Annotated in this window: 18 protein-coding genes; 10 read left to right on the top strand and 8 right to left on the bottom strand. The window is 68.0% G+C overall.

The window, feature by feature from the left end; all coding sequences use genetic code 11:
• Nucleotides 1–5 precede the first annotated feature (5 nt).
• Genes nadB through KEG57_RS02905 form a run of 3 tightly spaced genes read left to right on the top strand, consistent with a single transcriptional unit; the run spans nucleotide 6 to nucleotide 3,627 of the window.
• Complete coding sequence (gene nadB, locus KEG57_RS02915) at nucleotides 6–1,643, top strand: L-aspartate oxidase (protein WP_272418150.1); 1,638 nt, start codon at nucleotides 6–8, stop codon at nucleotides 1,641–1,643.
• Complete coding sequence (locus KEG57_RS02910; protein ID WP_272418151.1) at nucleotides 1,643–2,518, top strand: CPBP family intramembrane glutamic endopeptidase; 876 nt, start codon at nucleotides 1,643–1,645, stop codon at nucleotides 2,516–2,518. Before nadB ends, KEG57_RS02910 begins: the two co-directional genes overlap by 1 nt.
• The gene (locus KEG57_RS02905; protein WP_272418152.1) at nucleotides 2,515–3,627 is read left to right on the top strand and encodes a patatin-like phospholipase family protein; all 1,113 of its coding nucleotides are present in this window, start codon (nucleotides 2,515–2,517) and stop codon (nucleotides 3,625–3,627) included. Before KEG57_RS02910 ends, KEG57_RS02905 begins: the two co-directional genes overlap by 4 nt.
• Here the strand turns inward: KEG57_RS02905 and KEG57_RS02900 are convergent.
• Nucleotides 3,624–4,043 (bottom strand): SpoIIAA family protein, encoded by a 420-nt coding sequence (locus KEG57_RS02900; protein WP_272418153.1) that lies wholly within the window; start codon nucleotides 4,041–4,043, stop codon nucleotides 3,624–3,626. The two genes, KEG57_RS02905 and KEG57_RS02900, sit on opposite strands and share 4 nt — an antisense overlap.
• A gap of 181 nt (nucleotides 4,044–4,224) precedes the next feature.
• Here KEG57_RS02900 and KEG57_RS02895 point away from each other — a divergent pair, with 181 nt between their 5' ends.
• Nucleotides 4,225–4,941, top strand: coding sequence for a DNA-directed RNA polymerase (locus tag KEG57_RS02895; protein ID WP_272418154.1), 717 nt, complete (start codon nucleotides 4,225–4,227; stop codon nucleotides 4,939–4,941).
• 1 nt (nucleotide 4,942) lies between these two features.
• On the opposite strand, the gene KEG57_RS02890 is transcribed toward KEG57_RS02895, so the two are convergent.
• Nucleotides 4,943–6,418, bottom strand: a complete 1,476-nt coding sequence (locus KEG57_RS02890) for a 5'-methylthioadenosine/S-adenosylhomocysteine nucleosidase family protein (RefSeq protein ID WP_272418155.1) — start codon at nucleotides 6,416–6,418, stop codon at nucleotides 4,943–4,945.
• Between the two features lie 85 nt (nucleotides 6,419–6,503).
• On the opposite strand from KEG57_RS02890, the gene KEG57_RS02885 reads away from it, so the two are divergent.
• Entirely contained in the window at nucleotides 6,504–7,898 is a 1,395-nt protein-coding gene (locus KEG57_RS02885) for an SIR2 family protein (RefSeq protein ID WP_272418156.1), read from the top strand.
• A 48-nt stretch (nucleotides 7,899–7,946) separates the two neighbouring features.
• Entirely contained in the window at nucleotides 7,947–8,870 is a 924-nt protein-coding gene (locus KEG57_RS02880; protein WP_272418157.1) for an adenylate/guanylate cyclase domain-containing protein, read from the top strand.
• Between the two features lie 3 nt (nucleotides 8,871–8,873).
• Here the strand turns inward: KEG57_RS02880 and KEG57_RS02875 are convergent, their stop codons facing one another.
• The 3 genes from KEG57_RS02875 to KEG57_RS02865 form a co-directional block, all read right to left on the bottom strand.
• A complete protein-coding gene (locus KEG57_RS02875) occupies nucleotides 8,874–9,392 on the bottom strand; it encodes a class I SAM-dependent methyltransferase (protein WP_272418158.1) in 519 nt (172 codons plus the stop codon).
• A gap of 581 nt (nucleotides 9,393–9,973) precedes the next feature.
• Nucleotides 9,974–10,894 carry a hypothetical protein gene (locus KEG57_RS02870; RefSeq protein ID WP_272418159.1) on the bottom strand — a complete coding sequence of 307 codons (921 nt, stop codon included), beginning with the start codon at nucleotides 10,892–10,894 and terminating at the stop codon, nucleotides 9,974–9,976.
• A gap of 266 nt (nucleotides 10,895–11,160) precedes the next feature.
• The gene (locus tag KEG57_RS02865; protein WP_272418160.1) at nucleotides 11,161–11,982 is read right to left on the bottom strand and encodes a hypothetical protein; all 822 of its coding nucleotides are present in this window, start codon (nucleotides 11,980–11,982) and stop codon (nucleotides 11,161–11,163) included.
• A gap of 6 nt (nucleotides 11,983–11,988) precedes the next feature.
• On the opposite strand from KEG57_RS02865, the gene KEG57_RS02860 reads away from it, so the two are divergent.
• Nucleotides 11,989–12,399 carry a hypothetical protein gene (locus KEG57_RS02860; RefSeq protein ID WP_272418161.1) on the top strand — a complete coding sequence of 137 codons (411 nt, stop codon included), beginning with the start codon at nucleotides 11,989–11,991 and terminating at the stop codon, nucleotides 12,397–12,399.
• Between the two features lie 19 nt (nucleotides 12,400–12,418).
• Here the strand turns inward: KEG57_RS02860 and KEG57_RS02855 are convergent, their stop codons facing one another.
• Nucleotides 12,419–13,327, bottom strand: coding sequence for an RNA polymerase sigma factor (locus tag KEG57_RS02855; RefSeq protein WP_272418162.1), 909 nt, complete (start codon nucleotides 13,325–13,327; stop codon nucleotides 12,419–12,421).
• Nucleotides 13,328–13,706: 379 nt separating this feature from the next.
• Between KEG57_RS02855 and KEG57_RS02850 the strand changes: the two genes are divergently transcribed.
• Together KEG57_RS02850 and KEG57_RS02845 are read left to right on the top strand one after the other, a co-directional pair.
• Nucleotides 13,707–14,438 (top strand): hypothetical protein, encoded by a 732-nt coding sequence (locus tag KEG57_RS02850; protein WP_272458086.1) that lies wholly within the window; start codon nucleotides 13,707–13,709, stop codon nucleotides 14,436–14,438.
• Complete coding sequence (locus tag KEG57_RS02845) at nucleotides 14,426–15,550, top strand: hypothetical protein (RefSeq protein WP_272418164.1); 1,125 nt, start codon at nucleotides 14,426–14,428, stop codon at nucleotides 15,548–15,550. The genes KEG57_RS02850 and KEG57_RS02845 overlap by 13 nt, the downstream gene beginning before the upstream one ends.
• Before the next feature lie 166 nt (nucleotides 15,551–15,716).
• On the opposite strand, the gene KEG57_RS02840 is transcribed toward KEG57_RS02845, so the two are convergent.
• Together KEG57_RS02840 and KEG57_RS02835 are read right to left on the bottom strand one after the other, a co-directional pair.
• A complete protein-coding gene (locus KEG57_RS02840) occupies nucleotides 15,717–15,896 on the bottom strand; it encodes a hypothetical protein (RefSeq protein ID WP_272418165.1) in 180 nt (59 codons plus the stop codon).
• A 42-nt stretch (nucleotides 15,897–15,938) separates the two neighbouring features.
• The gene (locus tag KEG57_RS02835; protein ID WP_272418166.1) at nucleotides 15,939–16,259 is read right to left on the bottom strand and encodes a helix-turn-helix domain-containing protein; all 321 of its coding nucleotides are present in this window, start codon (nucleotides 16,257–16,259) and stop codon (nucleotides 15,939–15,941) included.
• 213 nt (nucleotides 16,260–16,472) lie between these two features.
• On the opposite strand from KEG57_RS02835, the gene KEG57_RS02830 reads away from it, so the two are divergent.
• Nucleotides 16,473–17,357 carry a hypothetical protein gene (locus KEG57_RS02830; protein WP_272458085.1) on the top strand — a complete coding sequence of 295 codons (885 nt, stop codon included), beginning with the start codon at nucleotides 16,473–16,475 and terminating at the stop codon, nucleotides 17,355–17,357.
• The last annotated feature ends 212 nt before the right edge of the window (nucleotides 17,358–17,569 follow it).

Genomic DNA, 17,569 nt, shown 5'->3' with positions numbered 1-17,569 from the left:
CGCCCGTGGCCGTCACGACCGATTTTCTCGTCATCGGCAGCGGGATCGCTGGCCTGACCTTCGCCCTCGACATCGCCGAGCACGGCGAGGTCGTGGTCGTCACCAAACGCAGCAGCGAGGAGTCGAACACCCGCTGGGCGCAGGGCGGGATCGCCGCCGTCATCTCGCCCGAGGACACCTTCGACGCGCACATCAAGGACACGCTCGTCGCCGGCGCCGGCCTTTGCCACGAGGTCGTGGTCGACATCTGCGTGCGCGAGGGGCCCGATCGGATCCGCGAGCTCATGGACCGCGGCGCGCGCTTCGACCGCGAAAAAGACGGCTCGATCGCCCTCGCCCGCGAGGGCGGGCACAGCGCGCGCCGCGTCCTGCACGTCGCGGACGCGACCGGATTCGAGGTCGAGCGTGCGCTCCTCGATCGCTGCCGCGCGCACCCGAACATCCGCATCCTCGAGCATCACATGGCGATCGACCTCATCGTCATGTCGCGCTTCGGCGGCCCCGACGTCTGCGTCGGCGCGTACGTGCTCAACACGGCCACGCGCTCGGACGGCGAGGACGACGCGAAGAGCCACCTCGTCGAGACGTACCTCGCGCGCGCCACGATCCTCGCCTCGGGCGGCGCGGGCAAGGTCTACCTCTACACCTCGAACCCCGACGTCGCGACGGGCGACGGCATCGCGATGGCGTACCGAGCAGGCGCCGAGATCGCGAACATGGAGTTCTACCAGTTCCACCCGACCTGCCTCTATCACCCGCAGGCGAAGAGCTTTCTCATCACGGAGGCGCTGCGCGGCGAGGGCGCGATCCTGCGTTTGCCCGACGGCACGCCGTTCATGGCGAACCACGATCCGCGCAAGGAGCTCGCCCCGCGCGACATCGTCGCCCGCGCGATCGACTTCGAGATGAAGCGCACGGGCAGCGAGTTCGTCCTGCTCGACATCACGCACAGGCCCGCGAGCTTCGTCTGCGACCACTTCCCCACGATCTACGCCGAGTGCCTGCGCTTCGGGATCGACATCACCTCGCAGCCGATCCCCGTCGTCCCCGCGGCGCACTACCTCTGCGGCGGCATCAGCACCGACCTCCACGGCCGCACCACGATCCCCGGCCTCTGGGCCGTCGGCGAGTGCGCGTGCACGGGCCTCCACGGCGCGAACCGCCTCGCCTCGAACTCGCTCCTCGAAGGCCTCGTCTTTGGCCACCGCGCCGCCGTGCGCCTCGCGAGCACGATCGGCGAGCTCGGAGAGAGCCCGTTCCCCGAGGTCCCCGAGTGGCAGATCGGCGACGCCGTCCCGAGCGACGAGGAGGTCGTCGTGACGCACAACTGGGACGAGCTGCGCCGCACCATGTGGAACTACGTCGGCATCGTCCGCTCGAACGCGCGCCTGCGCCGCGCCGCCCGCCGCATCGCCCTCTTGCAGGACGAGATCCGCGAGTATTACTGGCGGCACCTCGTGACGCGCGACCTCCTCGAGCTCCGCAACATCGCCACCGTCGCCGAGCTCATCGTCGGCTGCGCGGCCGCGCGCCACGAGAGCCGCGGGCTGCACGCGACGATCGATTATCCGCAGACGAACGAAAAGTTCGCCGCGGACACGGTGGTCAAGCGGGGCGTCGTGCCCCATCTTCGAGGTCGTTGATGGATCCGGACGAGGACGAACGCCCGAGCAGCCCGCTCCTCCCGCGCCCCGAGGGCGGCGAGCGGTCGATGAGCTACCTCGCCGCCGCGGGCTTCGCGGTCGGCACGACGTTCGTCTACATCTTTTTCCTCGCGTTCATCGGCTCGATCCGCGGCGGCGATGGGCGCACCGACCTCGTCACGAGCTTCGGCTGCCAGCTCGTCGCCACGCTGAGCGCGCTCTTCCTGATCCTGCAGCTCCACGCGCCGGACAAATCGATCCGCGACTACCTCGGCGTGCGCGCCACGCACCGCGGCTTCTTCCCGCTCGCGGCAATGCTCGGCATCGCCGTGCAGATCCCGGCGAACGCGCTCTACGACCTCATCGTCAAGCGATGGCCCACGGGGCAGCCGCGCGAGGAGATGCTCCAGGAGGAGCTCGCGGGCGGCGTGCCGAAGCGTTTCCTCTTCTTCGTCATCCTCGTGCTCGCCGGCCCGCTTCTCGAAGAGGTCTTCTTCCGCGGCGCGCTCTTCCGTCCGCTCCGCCGCCGCTACGACGCCCTCGGCACGGTCCTCGCGACGAGCACCTACTTCGCGTTCGCGCACCTCGAGTGGCAGCTCGTCCTGCCCATCGGCCTCGTCGGCTTCTCGCTCGGTTTGCTCCGCAGCGCGAGCGGCTCGCTCTTGCCGAGCTTCATCATGCACGGACTCTTCAACGGCATCACCCTCGGATCCGTCTACTCGCGATCCCCCACGGACGTCGCGGACAACACGCCGATTCCGCTCTCCGTGACGATCGGCGGATCCGCCGCCACCATCGTCTTGCTGCTCCTCGTTCACCTCCTCGGAAAGAAGTCCGAGCTGGCGCGCGAGGCCCGAGGAAAGGACGAAGCGTGAACGACGCGCCCCGCTCCTCCCACGAACCTCCGAAGACCGCCCTCTGCTTGCCCGGCGGAGGCCTGACCGGCGCGCTCTACCAGATCGGCGCGCTCGCCGCGCTCGCCGACGGCGTGCGAGGCGTCGACGGACAGAGTTTTTCCCTCTACCTCGGGCAATCGAGCGGCGCGAGCGTCGCAGCCGCGCTCGCCGGCGGCATCCCCGTCGATCGCCTCTACCGCGCGCTCCTCGATCCGGTCGACAACTTCTTCCCGCTCGAACGGAGCCACGTCTTCCGCATGGACATCGACGAGTGGCGCCGCGCGCTCTCCACGTCGTGGGTCGCGATTCGCCACGCCGTCGCGCGCCTCTCGTCGCGCCGCGACGCCGTCTCGCCCACCGCGCCGAGCCACCTCTACCTGTGGGAGCAGATCGATCGCCTCGCCGACTCCCTGCCCGCGGGCTTCTTCACGCTCGATCGCTACGAGCGTTTCCTCGCCGAGTTTTTCCTCCGCCGCGGCATCCCGAACGCCTTCCGCGCGATGCCGCGCCCCTTGCGCATCCCCACGTACGACGTCGACTGCGGCGACCGCATCCTCTTCGGCGCCGAGGGGCACGAGGACATCCCGGTCTCGCTTGCGTGCGCCGCGACGCTCGCGCTCCCGCCCTTCTTTTCGCCGATCCGCATCGGGGATCGGCACTACATCGACGGCGGGCTCGGCGACGTCGCGCACCTCGACGTCGCGGCCGAGGCGGGCGTCGAGTTCGCGGTCGTCGTGAACCCTATGGTGCCCGTCTCCGTCGCGCACCGCGCCGTCCCCACGGGGCACGGCGTACGGCAGAGCGTGCGCGACAAGGGCCTGTTCTGGGTGATGAACCAGGCGATGCGCATCGGCACGCACGCGCGGCTCGCGCAGAACGTCGAGCAGATCCAGCAGAAGACCGGCATGCACGTCCTCGTGCTCGAACCCGAGCCGACGGACGTCCTGCTCTTCTTGCACAACCCTTCGAACCTCGCCGCGCGCCGCGCCATCCTCGAATACGCCTACCGCACGACGCGCGAGCGCATCGCCGAGTGGATGGAGAAGCGCCGCGGCGTGGTCGCGCGCCTCGGCTGGGAAGCGGCTTAGGTCGCGCGCAACGACGCGCGTTGCGCGGCGAGCCAGGCGCGGGCGCTCGCCTCGTCGTCGAAGAACGCCGTGGGCGAGGTCTTGCCCTGGACCAGTCGCGCGGCCGTCTCCAGCATGGACACGACGACGCGGACCTGGAAGTTCGTCCCGACCATCGCCAGGGGTCCCATCAGCACCATGCGCCGGTCGTTCGCGGCGAGCTGCCGCGCCTGCATGGTCGGGCCGGGCGTGCGCGACACGTCGCACAAGAGCAGGACTTGCCGTCCCCCGGAGACCTCTTCGAGCACGTCGAAGACCGCCACCATGTCGTCCGCCTCGATCGGGCCGTCCCACGACACCATCACGAGGTCGGGCGGCTCGAAGGTCACGCGATGGGCCGAGCCGATGCGGAAAATGCGCGGCGCGTCGTGTTCCAAGGCTACTCCGCCGTCGTTCCCCGACATTTGTAGCGAGGACGTCCACGGATATCGCCCGGCCTTCACCTCGTCAACGAACACCTTCGGGGCGCGCCTGTAAGTCTTGCTGGGCTCTCGACGTTCTCGGGGCATGCCGGCCCTTGAAAGCCGCCCCTCGCTGCGCTCTCCTCGGAGGATCCCGATGCTCGCCCGTCCTGCTTTCCTCGCGTCCCTCGCCACCGTCGCCCTCGCGGGCCTCACCGGCTGCGCGAGCCTCGTCCCGTTCACCCACGAGATCCGCACCGAGCACGGGCTCACCGACGACGAGGTCAAGAACCTCCAGTTCTACAGCTCGCACGGCATCACGCTCCGCCGCGAGATCGAGTCGGGCGGCCGCAAGATCACGCCGGGCCACAAACTGCTCCTCATCTCGGGCAAGCAGATCGAGGAGGTCGTGATTCCGGCGAAGACCCCGGGCGTCGCCGTGAAGGTCGGCCCGCGCGCGCTCGCCGTGAGCTTCGAGCCGGGTACCTCGCTCGTCTTCACCGTGAAGGGCTCGCGCCTCGCGATGGATGATCGCAATTTCCTGCGCCCGCTCGCGCTTGATCCTTCGCCCGCGTCGCCGTTCGAGCGGAACGTGACAAACCTGCTCGGCCAGCAGTTCGCGCAGCCGCCGAACCCGTTCCCGGGCAATGACAGTAATGCTGATCTCGCAGGCCCCGGGGCGGTGGCCAGCGACGACGCGAGCGGCAATTACTGGCTCGACACGGACAGCGCGGGCCGCATCTCGTTCGCGGGCAAGCTCTGGAACAGCGAAGAAGACAGCATGCAGGCGCACCTGCTCATCGACTCCGATCTTCTGGAGGAGGTCGACAAGAAGCGGAACGTCCTGCACGGCGTGAAGCTCGAGCCGAAGTGATTCATTCGCGCTCTTTGCTCTTCAAAAACGGAATCGGGTGGCTCTTCAAGAGCTCCACCGTGTAACTCGCGGCCACATCACACGCATACGCTCGAAACTCTTGCACGCGCGGCGTGTTCTTTTGCTCGTCGGCGAGGTCCGACACGCCGCGCACCATGAAGAACTCCGGCTGACGCGCCGCCGCGAAGCACGCGCTCGCCACGCCCGCGGCCTCCATCTCCACGCCGATCATCGTTGGCCACACGCTTCGATACTCCGTGAGCACTCGCTCGACCGCGACGACCTTGTCGCCCGACGCGATCGGCCCGAGGTGGATCCTCGGCGCGCCCTCGCCCGGACGCGGCACCAGGAGGCTCTTCGTCCACGCGTCGCCGAGCACGTTCAGCGCCGCCGCGTAGAGCCGCCGTGATGCTTTGTGCACCGACCATCGCACCTCGATCCCCTGCTCCGTGAGCTTTTGCAGCTCGTAATCGACGACCTGGTCCGAGATCAAAAGATCCCCGAGCGAGACGCGGTGCGCCGCGACGCCCCCCGCGATCCCCACGAGCACCACGTGCCGCGGCCGCCAGCGCTTGATCGCCTCGCTCGTCGCCGTCGCCGCATTCACGCGGCCCATTCCGAGCAGCGGCAGCACCACGATTCGATAGCTGCCCGAGCCGTCCGTGACGGGCAACGTGGCCCGGAAGTAGACGTGCACGTCGTCCTTGCGCGGCACGACCCGCTCGAAGCCGGGCAGGCGTCGCAAGAGCGCGTCGCGTTCCTCGGGCAGCGCCGTCACCAGCAAAAAATCGACCCGCTCGGGCTTCGTTTTCGACGCGCTCTTGCGCTCCCGCGGCCCCTTCGGACGATCCGTGGCGGTGACGGGCTTCCGGCCCGAAAGCTCCTCCGTGATGAGATCGAGCAGCCGCTCGGCGACGTCGTCGGCCGCCTCGCGCGTGGCAATCGGCGTATCGAGCGCGGCGAGCTGCGCCCGCGTCACACGCCGGTAGAGGCCTGTGCCCTCGAAATCGGCCATGATCTCGTCGAATGCCTTCTTCGCGTCGCCGCCCGTGGACGGCAGCGGAAAGACGGGCACCTGCTCATTGCGCGCGGTTTGATAGGTCTTGTACGTACCGCTGATGCCGCCGATGAGCACCACGGCTTGCGCGCGCCGGACGCTTTCGACCCATTCGGGCACACCTTTCTCCACGTAAACCACGTCCCCGCCGAAAAAGGCGGGCTCATCGGGGCGCGGGACGATTTGCTTGAGGCGCGTGGAGAGCGGGAGCCCAAGAGCTTGCAGCTCACCGGCGAAGGCCATCGTCGCGGCCTTGTCCACGCCGTTCCAGCCGCACGTCACGAGCCCTGCGCCGCTCTGCGCCAGCGCCCGCCCGATCGCCTGCGCCGTGAGCTCCTCCGTCCTGGGCAACGGCGCTTTTCGCGAACCCGTGCCCGCGACCTGCACCCACATCTCCTGCCCCTCTGCGGCGTCACTCATGAAGGCGGAGTCTACCAGGCGCGGCGCCTCGGGTGTACGCTCGAGAGAGCCGCGCGGCGCGGGCCGGGCGCGAAGGAGCCGGAGCATGGATCAGGGCCTCACCGATTTCCTGCGAGATTACGTCGACGCCCTCGAACGCGGGAGCGCGGCCCTCTTCGTCGGCGCGGGTTTGTCGATGGCCGCGGGCTTGCCCGGCTGGGGCAAGCTGCTCGACGGCATGGCGCGCGAGATCGGGCTCGACGTGGGCAAAGAGCACGACCTCGTCCTCCTCGCCCAGTTTTACGTCAATCGCCAAGCCGGCAGCCGTTCGTACCTCGAATCCCTCGTCCGACGCACATTCGATCGGGAGGTGGGGATCCCGGACAACCACCGCATCCTGGCAAGGCTCCCCATCGGCCATGTCTGGACCACCAATTATGACGAGATCCTCGAAGGCGCGTGGCGGCAGGCGGGCAAGTCTTTCGACGTGAAATCCCGCAGCGTGGACCTGACGACCTCGGACCCCGAGGCCGACGCGGTGCTCTTCAAGATGCACGGCACGGCCTCGCAACCGTCCGAGATCGTCCTGACGAAAGACGATTACGAGCTGTATCCCCGCGCGCGACCGGGATTTTTGGAGCTCCTCGGGACCGACCTCACGACGCGCACCTTCTTGTTCCTCGGATTGAGCTTCACGGACCCGAACCTCGGACACGTCCTTTCCGTGCTGCGCCGATCGTTCGAGGACGGCGCGCGCCGGCATTACGCGATCCTGAAGCGCCCCTCGGATCCGTACGACGCGCAGCGGTTCGATCACCACGTCATGGATCTGAACCGGTATGGCATTCGTGCGCTCGTCGTGAACGACTATGCCGAGATCACGAACGTCCTGCGCAAGCTGGAGCGGCGTCGGGCGCAGCGCAGCGTGTTCGTATCGGGCAGTTTTCCCGAGGACGGGGACGAAAAGGAGCGCGCGTTCGTCACGACGATCGCGCGTGGCGTCGGGCGCATCGTGGGCGCGAGGAACCTCAGGCTCGTGACGGGGCTCGGGCGCGTCGTGGGCAGCGCCGCGGTCACGGGGCTCGTCGAGGCGCTCGACGGACGAACGGCTGCGGCCATTTCGAGGCGGCTCGTGGTGCGCCCGGTCCGCGAGGTGGTCCCGCCCGGCGCGTCGCTGGAGGCGTGGAAGCGAAAATCACGCGAGGACCTGCTCGCGCAGGCGGGCGTGATGATCGTCATCGGAGGATTGCGGCGCGGCGCGCCCGCGCCCGGGGTGCTGGAAGAGTTCGAGATCGCGAAAACGCAAGGCCTCGTCGTCCTGCCGATCGCGGCCACGGGGCACGCGGCGCAAGTGATTCACGAAAAGATGCGCGCAAACCCCGCCGCACATCTCCCCGCGGAAATCGACGCAACCTCGTTCGATGCGCTCGGGGCGGAGGCGAAGGACGAAGGCGCGATCCTCGCGGCGATCGAGCGTTGCCTCTCGCGCCTCGCGACGTAAGCCTTCGGGGTGGATTTCGAGGGCCCGCGCGCCCTAGGATGCCTGGCGATGCCGAGCATCTTCTACGCGCCCGATCAGATCCGCATCGACGTCGAGGAGAGACAAACCCTCTTGAATGCCGCGCTTTCCGCCGGCATCCCTCACACCCACGTCTGCGGCGGCCACGCGCGTTGCTCGACGTGCCGCGTGATCGTGGTCGAGGGACTCGACAACATCGAGCCGCCGAACGAGGTCGAGCGCGCGCTCGCCGAGCGCCTCGGCTTGCCGCGCGAGGTCCGCATCGCTTGCCAGGCCACGGTGCGCGGGTCGGTGCGCGTGCGCAGGCTCGTGCTCGATGACGACGACGTCGCGCTCGTCGATCGCATGCGCAAATCGAAGGTCGACCTCACCCCGGTCGGCGAGGAGATCCGCGTCGCCATCCTCTTCTCCGACATTCGCGGCTTCACCCCGTTCACCGAGGCCCTCTTGCCGTACGACGTGATCCACGTCCTGAACCGCCATTTCGAGGCGATGGGCAGCGCCGTCGCGACCGAGGGCGGGTTCATCAACAATTACATGGGCGACGGCTTCATGGCGCTCTTCGGGGTCGATGGCAAACCCGACGCCCCGATGCGCGCGGTGCGCGCCGCGCTCGGCATGCTTTCGGCGATGACATCGAAGATGACGCCGTATCTCCTCGCGACGTACGGGCACGCCTTCGACATCGGAATCGGGATCCATTACGGCGAGGCCGTCGTCGGCCCGGTCGGCTCGAGCGACCGGAAGGCGATCACCGCGATCGGCGACGCGGTCAATTTCGCGAGCCGCATCGAATCCGCGACGAAGGACATCGGCGCCCGCCTCCTCGTCTCGGAGGCCATTCATCGTGAAATCACCGGGCGCGCCGTGATCGGAAAAACCGCGCGTGTCTCCGTCAAAGGAAAAACCGGCGAGCACGAGCTCTTCGAGGTGACGGCCGTCCGCGAGGGCTGACGCTCAGTTTTTCCGGTACACGAGCAACTCGTTTCCGTATTCGAGCCTCCGCATTCGCCGGAGACCGTGCTGCGCCATCACGCGATCGAGGATCCGAGGATCCAGGTATTCGATGCCGATCCACGTGAACGCTGGATTCGGATTGACGACCACCACGTGCCCGCCCGCCGTCAGATGCTCGGCCATGGTCGCCGCAGCCCGATCCAGGTGCGGCACGTCATTCAGCGCGTGGACCGCCGTCATCACGTCGTATCGCTTCCGCAGCCGCCGCGTGGACGCGCTCGCGCTGAAATCGAATCGATCGACCCCGTCGATGCGCCTTCCCGGATGCCGCCCCCGCGCCTCGCGCACCACGAGCCCCGTTCCGCTGCCGACATCGAGCATCGAGCGGAACGGCAATTCGTCGAGCATCGTGAAGAGCGCCACGAGGTCCATCCGATAGCTCGGGGATCGATGAAACGCTTCGAGCTCCCATCGGGGCCGCTCGGCGACTTGGATCGGTTGCAGGGCGACGTGGTTCATGGTGCAGCCGGAGCAGGAAAACGTGGTGCGGACGGATGCTGCATTTGCACCTCACGTGCCACGGCTTTGACGCGTGGTTTTGCGTCGCAGGTCCTCGGGCGCGCTGCGCAGGTTGCGCAGGAACGGCGCGACCTGCGCCGCGCCCTTCCCGCGCTGTCACGGCCTACAGGCCCGGGATGCTTCCGAAGAGCGACGAACGCCGGCGGGGCAGATGAGGCGCTCGGGTCGCTGCACGACCCGAGGCGGCTGCGTCGCGTGGAGCGTGCGCGTACGGGGAAACGCTGCGCGGCGCAGCCGCCTCGGATCGGTGACGAACGACCGGCAGAAGAGGACGATGGAGGCGAGAGGTGCTTGCCCAGACGCGCGCGCCCCCATCGCCCTCTTCTGCGGGCCGTTTATCGGAGAACCCGCCCGAAGCCGAACACGGCGCCTTTTCGTTTACGAGGCCAGGAGGACCGCGTTCGGCTCGGGCAGGAGGGACTGGCGTCGCCCGAGAGCAGCAAAGCCGCGCCCCTCGCCCACGCCCTTGACCGACCCCCGAATTTTGTTCGCTGATTTTTCGAGAAAGGTGGGAGCTTTTCCTACTTGGCGAACTCGAACGGCGGGAGACAGCAGAACGTCACCACGTCGGCGGGGTCTTCCGAGGCTGCGCCCGTAGGCTCGCCTCCCGTCGCAAGGCAGATGCCGGGGAGGTACGCGAGGTCCGTGATCGCCTTGCTCCCGAGCGCTCGGCCCGGCGGGTAGACGTTCGTGCATTGGTCTCCGAACGAGGCCACGTCAACCGTGTCCGCCCCGACTTCGCACGCCACATCGCTGTAAAACCGCAAATTTCCAAGGCACGCGCTCCCGACGGGGCTACCGCCGCACTCGCACGCCGTGCAGTCGCGCGTGTCGACGGGCAGCTCCCCGTAGAGGTGGATGGGATCGTAGCGGTCGTAGTTGCCGGGGCACTTGTTGTGCTTCCCCTTCAGCGCGACGCACTGGAGCCATGGGTAGGGCAGATCGTACATGCATCGCCGCGTCGTCGGATCGCACGTGCCCTCGCGCTCTTTCGCCTCGCAGGCGAGGCCGATCCACTTCCAGTCGGTCGCGGTCGTGAAGCTGGCCGGCTTCGTGATCGACGGGCAGGATTCACTCGTCGGGCCGGGGAGCGGAGAGGCGTAGACGGACTGCGCGCAAGGCTCGCCGCCACAATCAGCCCCCGCCGGCAGGGCGTTCGTGCTCGTGCACGAGCCGTCCCAGCCGGCGGGTCCTCCGAAAGGGAGCCCGGGGGCTCCGTCCTCCGCGCACGAGGCGGCGCGTACCTCGATCGTCTCGGGGAGCTTGGTGCACGAGCCTTCCGATGCCGGACACGAGCACTCGCACGTCGCGGGGGGCGCATTGAGGTACGCGTAGCGCCGGTACTTCTCGAAGAACTCCACATCGTCGCCGTAGCCACCCAGCTTGCGCGCCTCGTCGCAGTTCGCGGGCGCGAGCTCACGCGGCCCATACCAGAGGAGCATCGGCGTGCGCGGCCAGTCACCGGCCGACTCGCTGCTCGGCTCGGGGACGCAACGGCCGGGGCATTCGATGGCTTGGGGATCCGGGTTTGGCGCTGCGTCGCTTGCGTCCGCGCCGTCGGCAGCATCCGTGCCGGCGTCAAGGCACTCGGGGGCCGGGACGAGCGCATCGGGATCGCATTGTCCCTGCCAAAAAGCCTCTGGCGCTGAACATGCGCCGACCGCATAGCCGAAAGATGACGCCAATAAAAATGCGAACCTACGCATGATTAAAACTCCCATCCTACCCCGAGCGAAACACTGAGCATCACTGGCGGTTGGTCGACGATGACGGTTTGACCAACCGCGATCTTGGTACCTTTCGTCAAGCCTAGAACATCGGTTGCTGCATCCACCCTGAAGGATGGTGAAACACGCAATTGTGCGCCGACCCGACCACCCGCTCCGGGATACACGTCGACGAAACTTGCTGCCTGGTAGCTTTGCGCGGAGAAGTCGCCCTTCATCACGCCGAGGTGGCCAAGCGCGCAGCCGAACAACCAGCGCCAGTGCCCGCACGCGCTGAGAAGCCCGCCTGCCGTCATCGCCGCGATTTGCCTTCCCCCGACACCCGTCGTCAGCCACGCCGCACGCCCCTCGAGCCCGAGCGACACGTACTCGCTTGCTCTCCAGCTTCCGCCTGCCACCAAACCCACCGCAGGCATCCACGACGCCACGCCGAACACCACGACTGGCCCACCTCCGATTGACCAGCGTTTTTCTTCGGACTTCTGCGCAGGCCGCGGATCCTCGTACCCCCACGGGTCCTCTTGCTTCGGGAGATTCGCATCGCCCCCAACAACCACCCGCTCTACCTTCGGCGGGTCCTTCTCCGGTTCGTACACCGCTGGCACAGGTGGGGCAGGCACGGGCAGCGGTTTCAACGTGACCGGGAGCTGCTTGTCCTCGCGCTTCTTCACGGTGAACGGGACGATCGCCTCCTCGTACCCGTCGAGCGTCGCGCGCAGCTCGTGGTCTCCCGACCGCATGAAGATCCAGAAGGACGAGCGCCCCATGCGGTTCTTCGGCTTCCCGTCGATCGTCACGCGCACGCCCGCATGCGAGAGGAGCACCTCGATCCAAGCGCCTGCGTCACGCGCGACTTCGTGCGCCTCGAAAAACCGTTTCCGCTCGGCCGGCGTCGCCTTCACGGCGAGCTGGAGGGCGTCCAGGAGATGGTCCGTCGCCTGCTCGGGCTTACCGAGCTGCACGAGAAGGACACCGAGCCGGCCGGCGATGAGGGGATCCGGCCGGAGTTTGAGCGCCTGCCGGTAGGCCGCGACTGCCGCGCGCGGACGGCCCGCGGCGGCCTCGCGATCTCCCAGCGCTGCGAACGCCTGGAATCGCTGCTCGTCGGTGCTCTCCTCAGTCTCGTCGGCATCGTCGTCAGCCTGCGCCCACGCGGGCGAGACGAGGCCAACGACGATCGCGGACACCGCAGCGAGCCGACGCATACGCCTAGATCCTAGCGCATTCTCGCGAGCGGTTCTAGAGGGACCAACCTCTCCCCTCCGTCACGGAGCGCTCCGAATCTTCACTCTCGCCTGCGTCGGTGGCGTCCGGCGCTAGGGGCGCACGGGCACGCGCGGGGCCAGACGTTCGCAAGGGTTCTACGGGATTCGGTGACCGCGACGGCGCGGATGCACTCGGGAGATCGTCGGGGACAACGAGCGCGGCACCGGTGGCGAGACCCGCGAGCACGCGCGCCGTGCCCGCGAAGGAGGCTCGCACGCGGGCCAACTCCGGCTCGGGGCAGTGCATGCAGGCGAGCGCGAAGATGATCGGGCCGGACAGATGCGCGGCACGGTGGATGCACTCGTAGGCGCTGCGCATCGAGACAGCACGACGTAGCCGCACGAGCAGCACGCCAATCCAGTCCTCGCGCTCCCCGAGGTGGTAGCGAAGGTGGTCGATGGCGGCGGATCGCCTCGACTTCACGGTGCCGATCGAGATCCGAAGCCTCTCCGCGGTTTCCTCGTACGAGACGTCCATGAGGTCGACGAGCACGAACACCGCGAGGTATCGCTCAGGCATGCTGCTCATCGCCGCCGTGAGCTTGGTTCGGGCTTCGGCGAGGAAGGCGTCCTCCTCGGGCGTCCGCCCGCGGCCCGCCGCCGGCTCGGCGTCGTTCGTGTCCGCGGAGAACAGGCGCCGCTCGCGCCGCTCTGCGCGGCGCGCCTCGCGCTCGACGTTCTTCGCAATGCCGAACGTCCAAGGGCGAATGCCGTCCTCGTGGGGCACGTAGGAAGGGAGGCGGGCAAACGCTCGCGCCATCACTTCCTGGACGCACTCCTCGGCTTTCGGGGTTCGTCGTCCCCGGCGCACAAAGCGGGCGAGTTCAGGGCAAACCGCAAGTAGTTCAGTCCACAGTTGGGAAAGTTTGGCAGGACGCTCCATGCGCGCCCCATGACCGAGCGCGGGATTTGGTTCGCAGAAATCGACCGTCGCATGTCGATTTCTTCCGGCCCCCGAAAAACGCGTCAAGTCGAGCGATTATCTACCACGGCGGGGGCTTGTCCGGCAAGAGTTGGGTCTGCGCCCCTTGCAGGCATTGAGCGCACGCGCGAGCTCTCGGCGCGCCGTTACGACGTCGCCGCCCGTCGCCGAGAGGAGGGCCTTGGCAAGCGAGGCGCGCGCGTCCATCCCCTCACGTGCGGCGGAGGCGTAGAAGCAAGCGAGGTCGTGGTCGTCGATGGCGAAGCGGGCCTCCATGTCGAAAGCGGCGAGACACGCACTGCGTTGACGGGAGTTCGGTGTTCCTGCTCAGATTCAGGAAATGAGACGTCCGCGTTGGCGCCGGCTCCTCTCCCTGGGCTTTCTCGGTTGCCTGACGCTCTCGCTCGTGCCCCTTGGCTGCTCGTCGGCGAGGCTCTACCGCCCTCCGGCGCCCGATGACCGGCCGCGCGTGCCTGAAGCCACCGCAGAGCGCCTCAGGGCGTGTGTGGATGAGCTCAGCGGCACCATCGAGCCCGGATACTACTCGCTCGACGCCTCGGTGAAGGTCGACCAGGAAGGTCGTGTCGTGGAGGTGGAGACGACGGGCCAGCCCAATCCGGACGTTGGGAGTTGCATGCGGCTCGCCCTGCGAGGCATGACGCTGCCCGAGGATGTCCTCGAGAGGGGCATGTTGCGTACGTCCGCGTCGGCGAACAGGCAGGCGATGCCGGATCGGGGGCCGATCGGGGAGGTCGTGACCATCGTGGTCGTCACGATCGTCTTCACCGAGGTCATCATCGAAGCCTTCGCGATCGCCGTCGGCGTGACGGTCACGGCGACGGTCGCGGCGGGGGCGGCGGAGGCGTTTGCGAAGAGGAGAAAGCGACGGAGCTGTACGACGCATTATGAGATGTGCATGGACGATATCACAGGAGACGAAGATGGGAATCATCGAAAGGAATCCCTCTGTGGTACGTGCCTATCGATATGCACAAACAAGAAAGAGTGGCCCAGACAGATCGGCACAGGGCAATCCTGTTTGTATCGGGGATATAGCGAATGGGACGACTGAAGCACGGCAGAAAATTGGAAGGGGAAGAGCTTGCCTTCGTGAAGGCGCACGGCAAGCTCTTGGTCGAGTCGCTGAAGCCATGCCGGAACTTCGCCGAGGCCGTGGAGGACTTCCGCAAGCTCGAGGCGGAGTTCGTGGAGCGCGCCGGGGACGACGAATTCGATGTGACCGAGACGAGGCGGCGCATCGCTGAAACCATCCTGTTGCTAGCCCAGGACAAGCATCCCCCCTTCGAGGCCTGCCGCGACGCCTGGAACGATCTGGTTCGCCTCGGCTTCTCGGGCATCGATATCGAGTGCAACACATCCTGGCGTTACGCGGACTGCTGCGCGTATGACGAGCGGCCTGACGAAGGGCTCGCGGTGCTCGAGCCGCTCCTCGCGAAGCTCGAGCGGCAGTTCCAGGACGCGAGGGGGGCGGGGGCGGAGTACCCCGCGCACTTTTACGAACACGAGATCGAGCAACTGGCGAACCTCCGGGACGCGCTCCTTGCCCAGAAACGGGGCGAGGTCGTCCCGTGGCTAGAGACCCGCCGCGCGGACGAGGCGCAGCAGAGCACTCCGCCAACGCCGGAGGAAGAACAGGAAGACGCGCTCTGGGATGAGTTCGCGAGCGCGCGCCGCGCCGTGTACAACACCTTTGCAAAATCAAAAGGTCGGAGCTTTGCCGACGTCGCGGCCGACTACCGACGGGTCGAGGCGGAATTCACGGCGCGCGCGGGCGAAGGCAAAGCGTTCGAGGAGTGTGTGCGCGACATGAGGGCAGCGACCGCCGAGTCGATCTTCATGGCGGCGGAGATGCTCGGCGCGCCGTTCGCTGCATGGCGTGAGGGCTGGGACGCACTCGTCCGGTCCGGCTTCATCAGCGACGGGAAGGGATGGGTGCATAGGGGGATGTACGTGGAAATCTGCCTCGCGAGCAACGAACCCGAGGCGGGGCTCGCGGTTGTCGAGCCGTGGATAGCCGAGATCGAGGGCCAGCTCCAGGAGCCCAAAAAACCGTTGCAGCCCCCGGGGCACACCCGCGCGGAGCTCGGGCGCAAGCTCGAGGAGCTGCACGAGCTACGGGACAAGCTCATGGCCAAGCGCAGGGGCGGCGAGCCGTCGACTTGAGGATCGGGACAAGGCCCGGCGAGGGTTTGTCGAGGCGGGCTCGTCGCCGTCCCGCACGAAGCGCCGCGGGCGTGGGTTGGTGCGGCGTGAGAATGCGGACCTCGGTGCCCGCCGCCGCCGCGGGGACGAAGTGGAAGCGCGGCCCCCCGCCTTCCATCGTGTTTCGTCAGTACTTTCGCTGCTTGCGGAGGAGCTTCGCCATCTCGCGAGGCGTAAGCTTGCGGATGATCTCGACAGGGCGGGCGAGGTCGCGCTCGTCGGGGAGGATGACCAGATCCCGCAGCGGGACGTCGAGGTCGCGGGCGAGTCGTCGGAGCGTCTTCATTGCCTCATCGGTGATCGCCATGAATTTCCTGTAGCACGACCCGGTGTGCGGACAAACCCCCGCTCAGCGCTTGGCGAGCTCGCGGCGCACCTTCGCTACCTCGCGCGTGGGCATCTTGCGGACCAGTTCGGCGACGCGGGCGCGCTCGTCCTCGTCGGGGAAGGTGAAGAGGTACAGCGGCGGGAGTTCGAGGGCCTGGGCGATGCGAAAGATCGTCGGCACCGTGATCGCCGCGAGGCCGTGCTCGATGCTGGAGAGGTGGCCCTTCGAGAGCTGGGACGCGTCGGCGACCTGGCCGAGGGACACACCGCGTTCGACGCGCAGCTCGCGGAGACGTGCGCCAATCTTCGCGGCGTAGGGTTCGGGTGTGGACCTTCTGGGCATGGCGGACGTGTACCATGCGCCGGATGCGGGGACAAACCCCGCATCCGCCGAACGAGGGCGAGCGCGCTCGCCGACGGGCTCGGACTGCCGCGCGACGTCCGCATCGCCTGCCAGACCACGGTGCGCGTGCCGGTGCGCGTGCGCAGGCTCGTGCTCGACGACGCCCGTTTCCCCCTTCCTCGCCCACCGCGCCTCGTGTCCCGTGCCATTCCCATGCCGAACGCAGGCGCTATCAAACCGACCGATTTCACGCTCGACGCGCTCCACCAAAAGCTCGGGACGCCGGACCAGGCCCTCGTCGATGCGATCGTCGACGAGGAGACCCGCGAGGAGTTCATCGCGCTCGGCTCCCAGATCGCGAGCCGCCATATCCTCTCCGACGCTCCGCGCATTTATGGCGTCGCATATGCATTCCTTTCCACCGCGACCGAGGCGCAGCGGGACAAGATCGACGTCTCGCAGGATCTCGTCGCTGTGGGCGTCCATCTGGCGCGCGAGCTCACCGAGCTCAACAATGGCACACGGAAGGCCGGCGAGGAGGCCGACGCCGGCCGCTCGCAGGCCGAGCGCGAGGCAGCGGCCGCGTTCGCCGAGGGCCTCGGGCTGCGCACGCGCACGGTGAAATTGCTCAAGGGTATCGCGGGCCGCGACGCCAACGAGCGGAAGCGGGTCGACGATCGGACGGGGACCGCGGAGAACGCCGAGGCCCTCGCCCAGGGGCTCGAAGCGCAGGCCGCATTGCTGCGCGAGTTGCTCGCGCACGAGAGCGACAAGATTGCCAAGCGGCTCGCGCTTTATGGGGCGACCGAAGCGCGGGCGAAGAAGCTCGACGATGCGGCCGCCCGCGTCCGCGCGACGGCGAAGGCCGCCGATGCGCGATCGGTCGCGAAGGTGCGGCAGCTCGAGATCGATTTCATGGACGGCGTCAACCTGCACGTGCTCGGCGAGTTGATCCACGCATTCGAAGCGGCGCACGACATGGACGCGAGCATCCCGCGCCTCGTCCCCATCGCGACGCGGCGCCTGCTCGCGCGGCATGGCGCCCGGCGCGCCGCGGAGGTGGCTCCCGAGGCGCCTCCCGCGGGCGATACGGCCTGACACGGCGGCCGGCCAGGTCTCGGCGGCGGCTCGCCGGACGATTCCCTACGGTTTGCTCATCGGCAGCCGCGGCGGGGCGGGGGAGCAGTGGCGGCTCGGTGGGTGCTCCGCGGCGGCTCGGGGGACGACCCGTCGCGGCTCGGCGCGGGCGCCGTGGCGGCTCGGAGGACACCCCGTCGCGGCGCGGCAGACGACCCGTCGCGGCTCGGCGC

It is taken from the genome of Polyangium jinanense, from assembly GCF_028435365.1.
Note: the sequence above shows the minus strand (reverse complement) of the source record. Positions and strands in the feature narration are given on the sequence as shown.

Bases quoted from the DNA above. Each gene is read 5' to 3' on its own strand.
- KEG57_RS02910 (WP_272418151.1), top strand. From the start codon at position 1,643: ATGGATCCGGACGAGGACGAACGCCCGAGCAGCCCGCTCCTCCCGCGC.
- KEG57_RS02895 (WP_272418154.1), top strand. From the start codon at position 4,225: ATGCTCGCCCGTCCTGCTTTCCTCGCGTCCCTCGCCACCGTCGCCCTC.
- KEG57_RS02890 (WP_272418155.1), bottom strand. From the start codon at position 6,418: ATGAGTGACGCCGCAGAGGGGCAGGAGATGTGGGTGCAGGTCGCGGGC.
- KEG57_RS02885 (WP_272418156.1), top strand. From the start codon at position 6,504: ATGGATCAGGGCCTCACCGATTTCCTGCGAGATTACGTCGACGCCCTC.
- KEG57_RS02880 (WP_272418157.1), top strand. From the start codon at position 7,947: ATGCCGAGCATCTTCTACGCGCCCGATCAGATCCGCATCGACGTCGAG.
- KEG57_RS02875 (WP_272418158.1), bottom strand. From the start codon at position 9,392: ATGAACCACGTCGCCCTGCAACCGATCCAAGTCGCCGAGCGGCCCCGA.
- KEG57_RS02870 (WP_272418159.1), bottom strand. From the start codon at position 10,894: ATGCTCCTCTGGTATGGGCCGCGTGAGCTCGCGCCCGCGAACTGCGAC.
- KEG57_RS02860 (WP_272418161.1), top strand. From the start codon at position 11,989: ATGCGAGAGGAGCACCTCGATCCAAGCGCCTGCGTCACGCGCGACTTC.
- KEG57_RS02855 (WP_272418162.1), bottom strand. From the start codon at position 13,327: ATGGAGCGTCCTGCCAAACTTTCCCAACTGTGGACTGAACTACTTGCG.
- KEG57_RS02850 (WP_272458086.1), top strand. From the start codon at position 13,707: ATGAGACGTCCGCGTTGGCGCCGGCTCCTCTCCCTGGGCTTTCTCGGT.
- KEG57_RS02845 (WP_272418164.1), top strand. From the start codon at position 14,426: ATGGGACGACTGAAGCACGGCAGAAAATTGGAAGGGGAAGAGCTTGCC.
- KEG57_RS02840 (WP_272418165.1), bottom strand. From the start codon at position 15,896: ATGGCGATCACCGATGAGGCAATGAAGACGCTCCGACGACTCGCCCGC.
- KEG57_RS02835 (WP_272418166.1), bottom strand. From the start codon at position 16,259: ATGCCCAGAAGGTCCACACCCGAACCCTACGCCGCGAAGATTGGCGCA.
- KEG57_RS02830 (WP_272458085.1), top strand. From the start codon at position 16,473: ATGCCGAACGCAGGCGCTATCAAACCGACCGATTTCACGCTCGACGCG.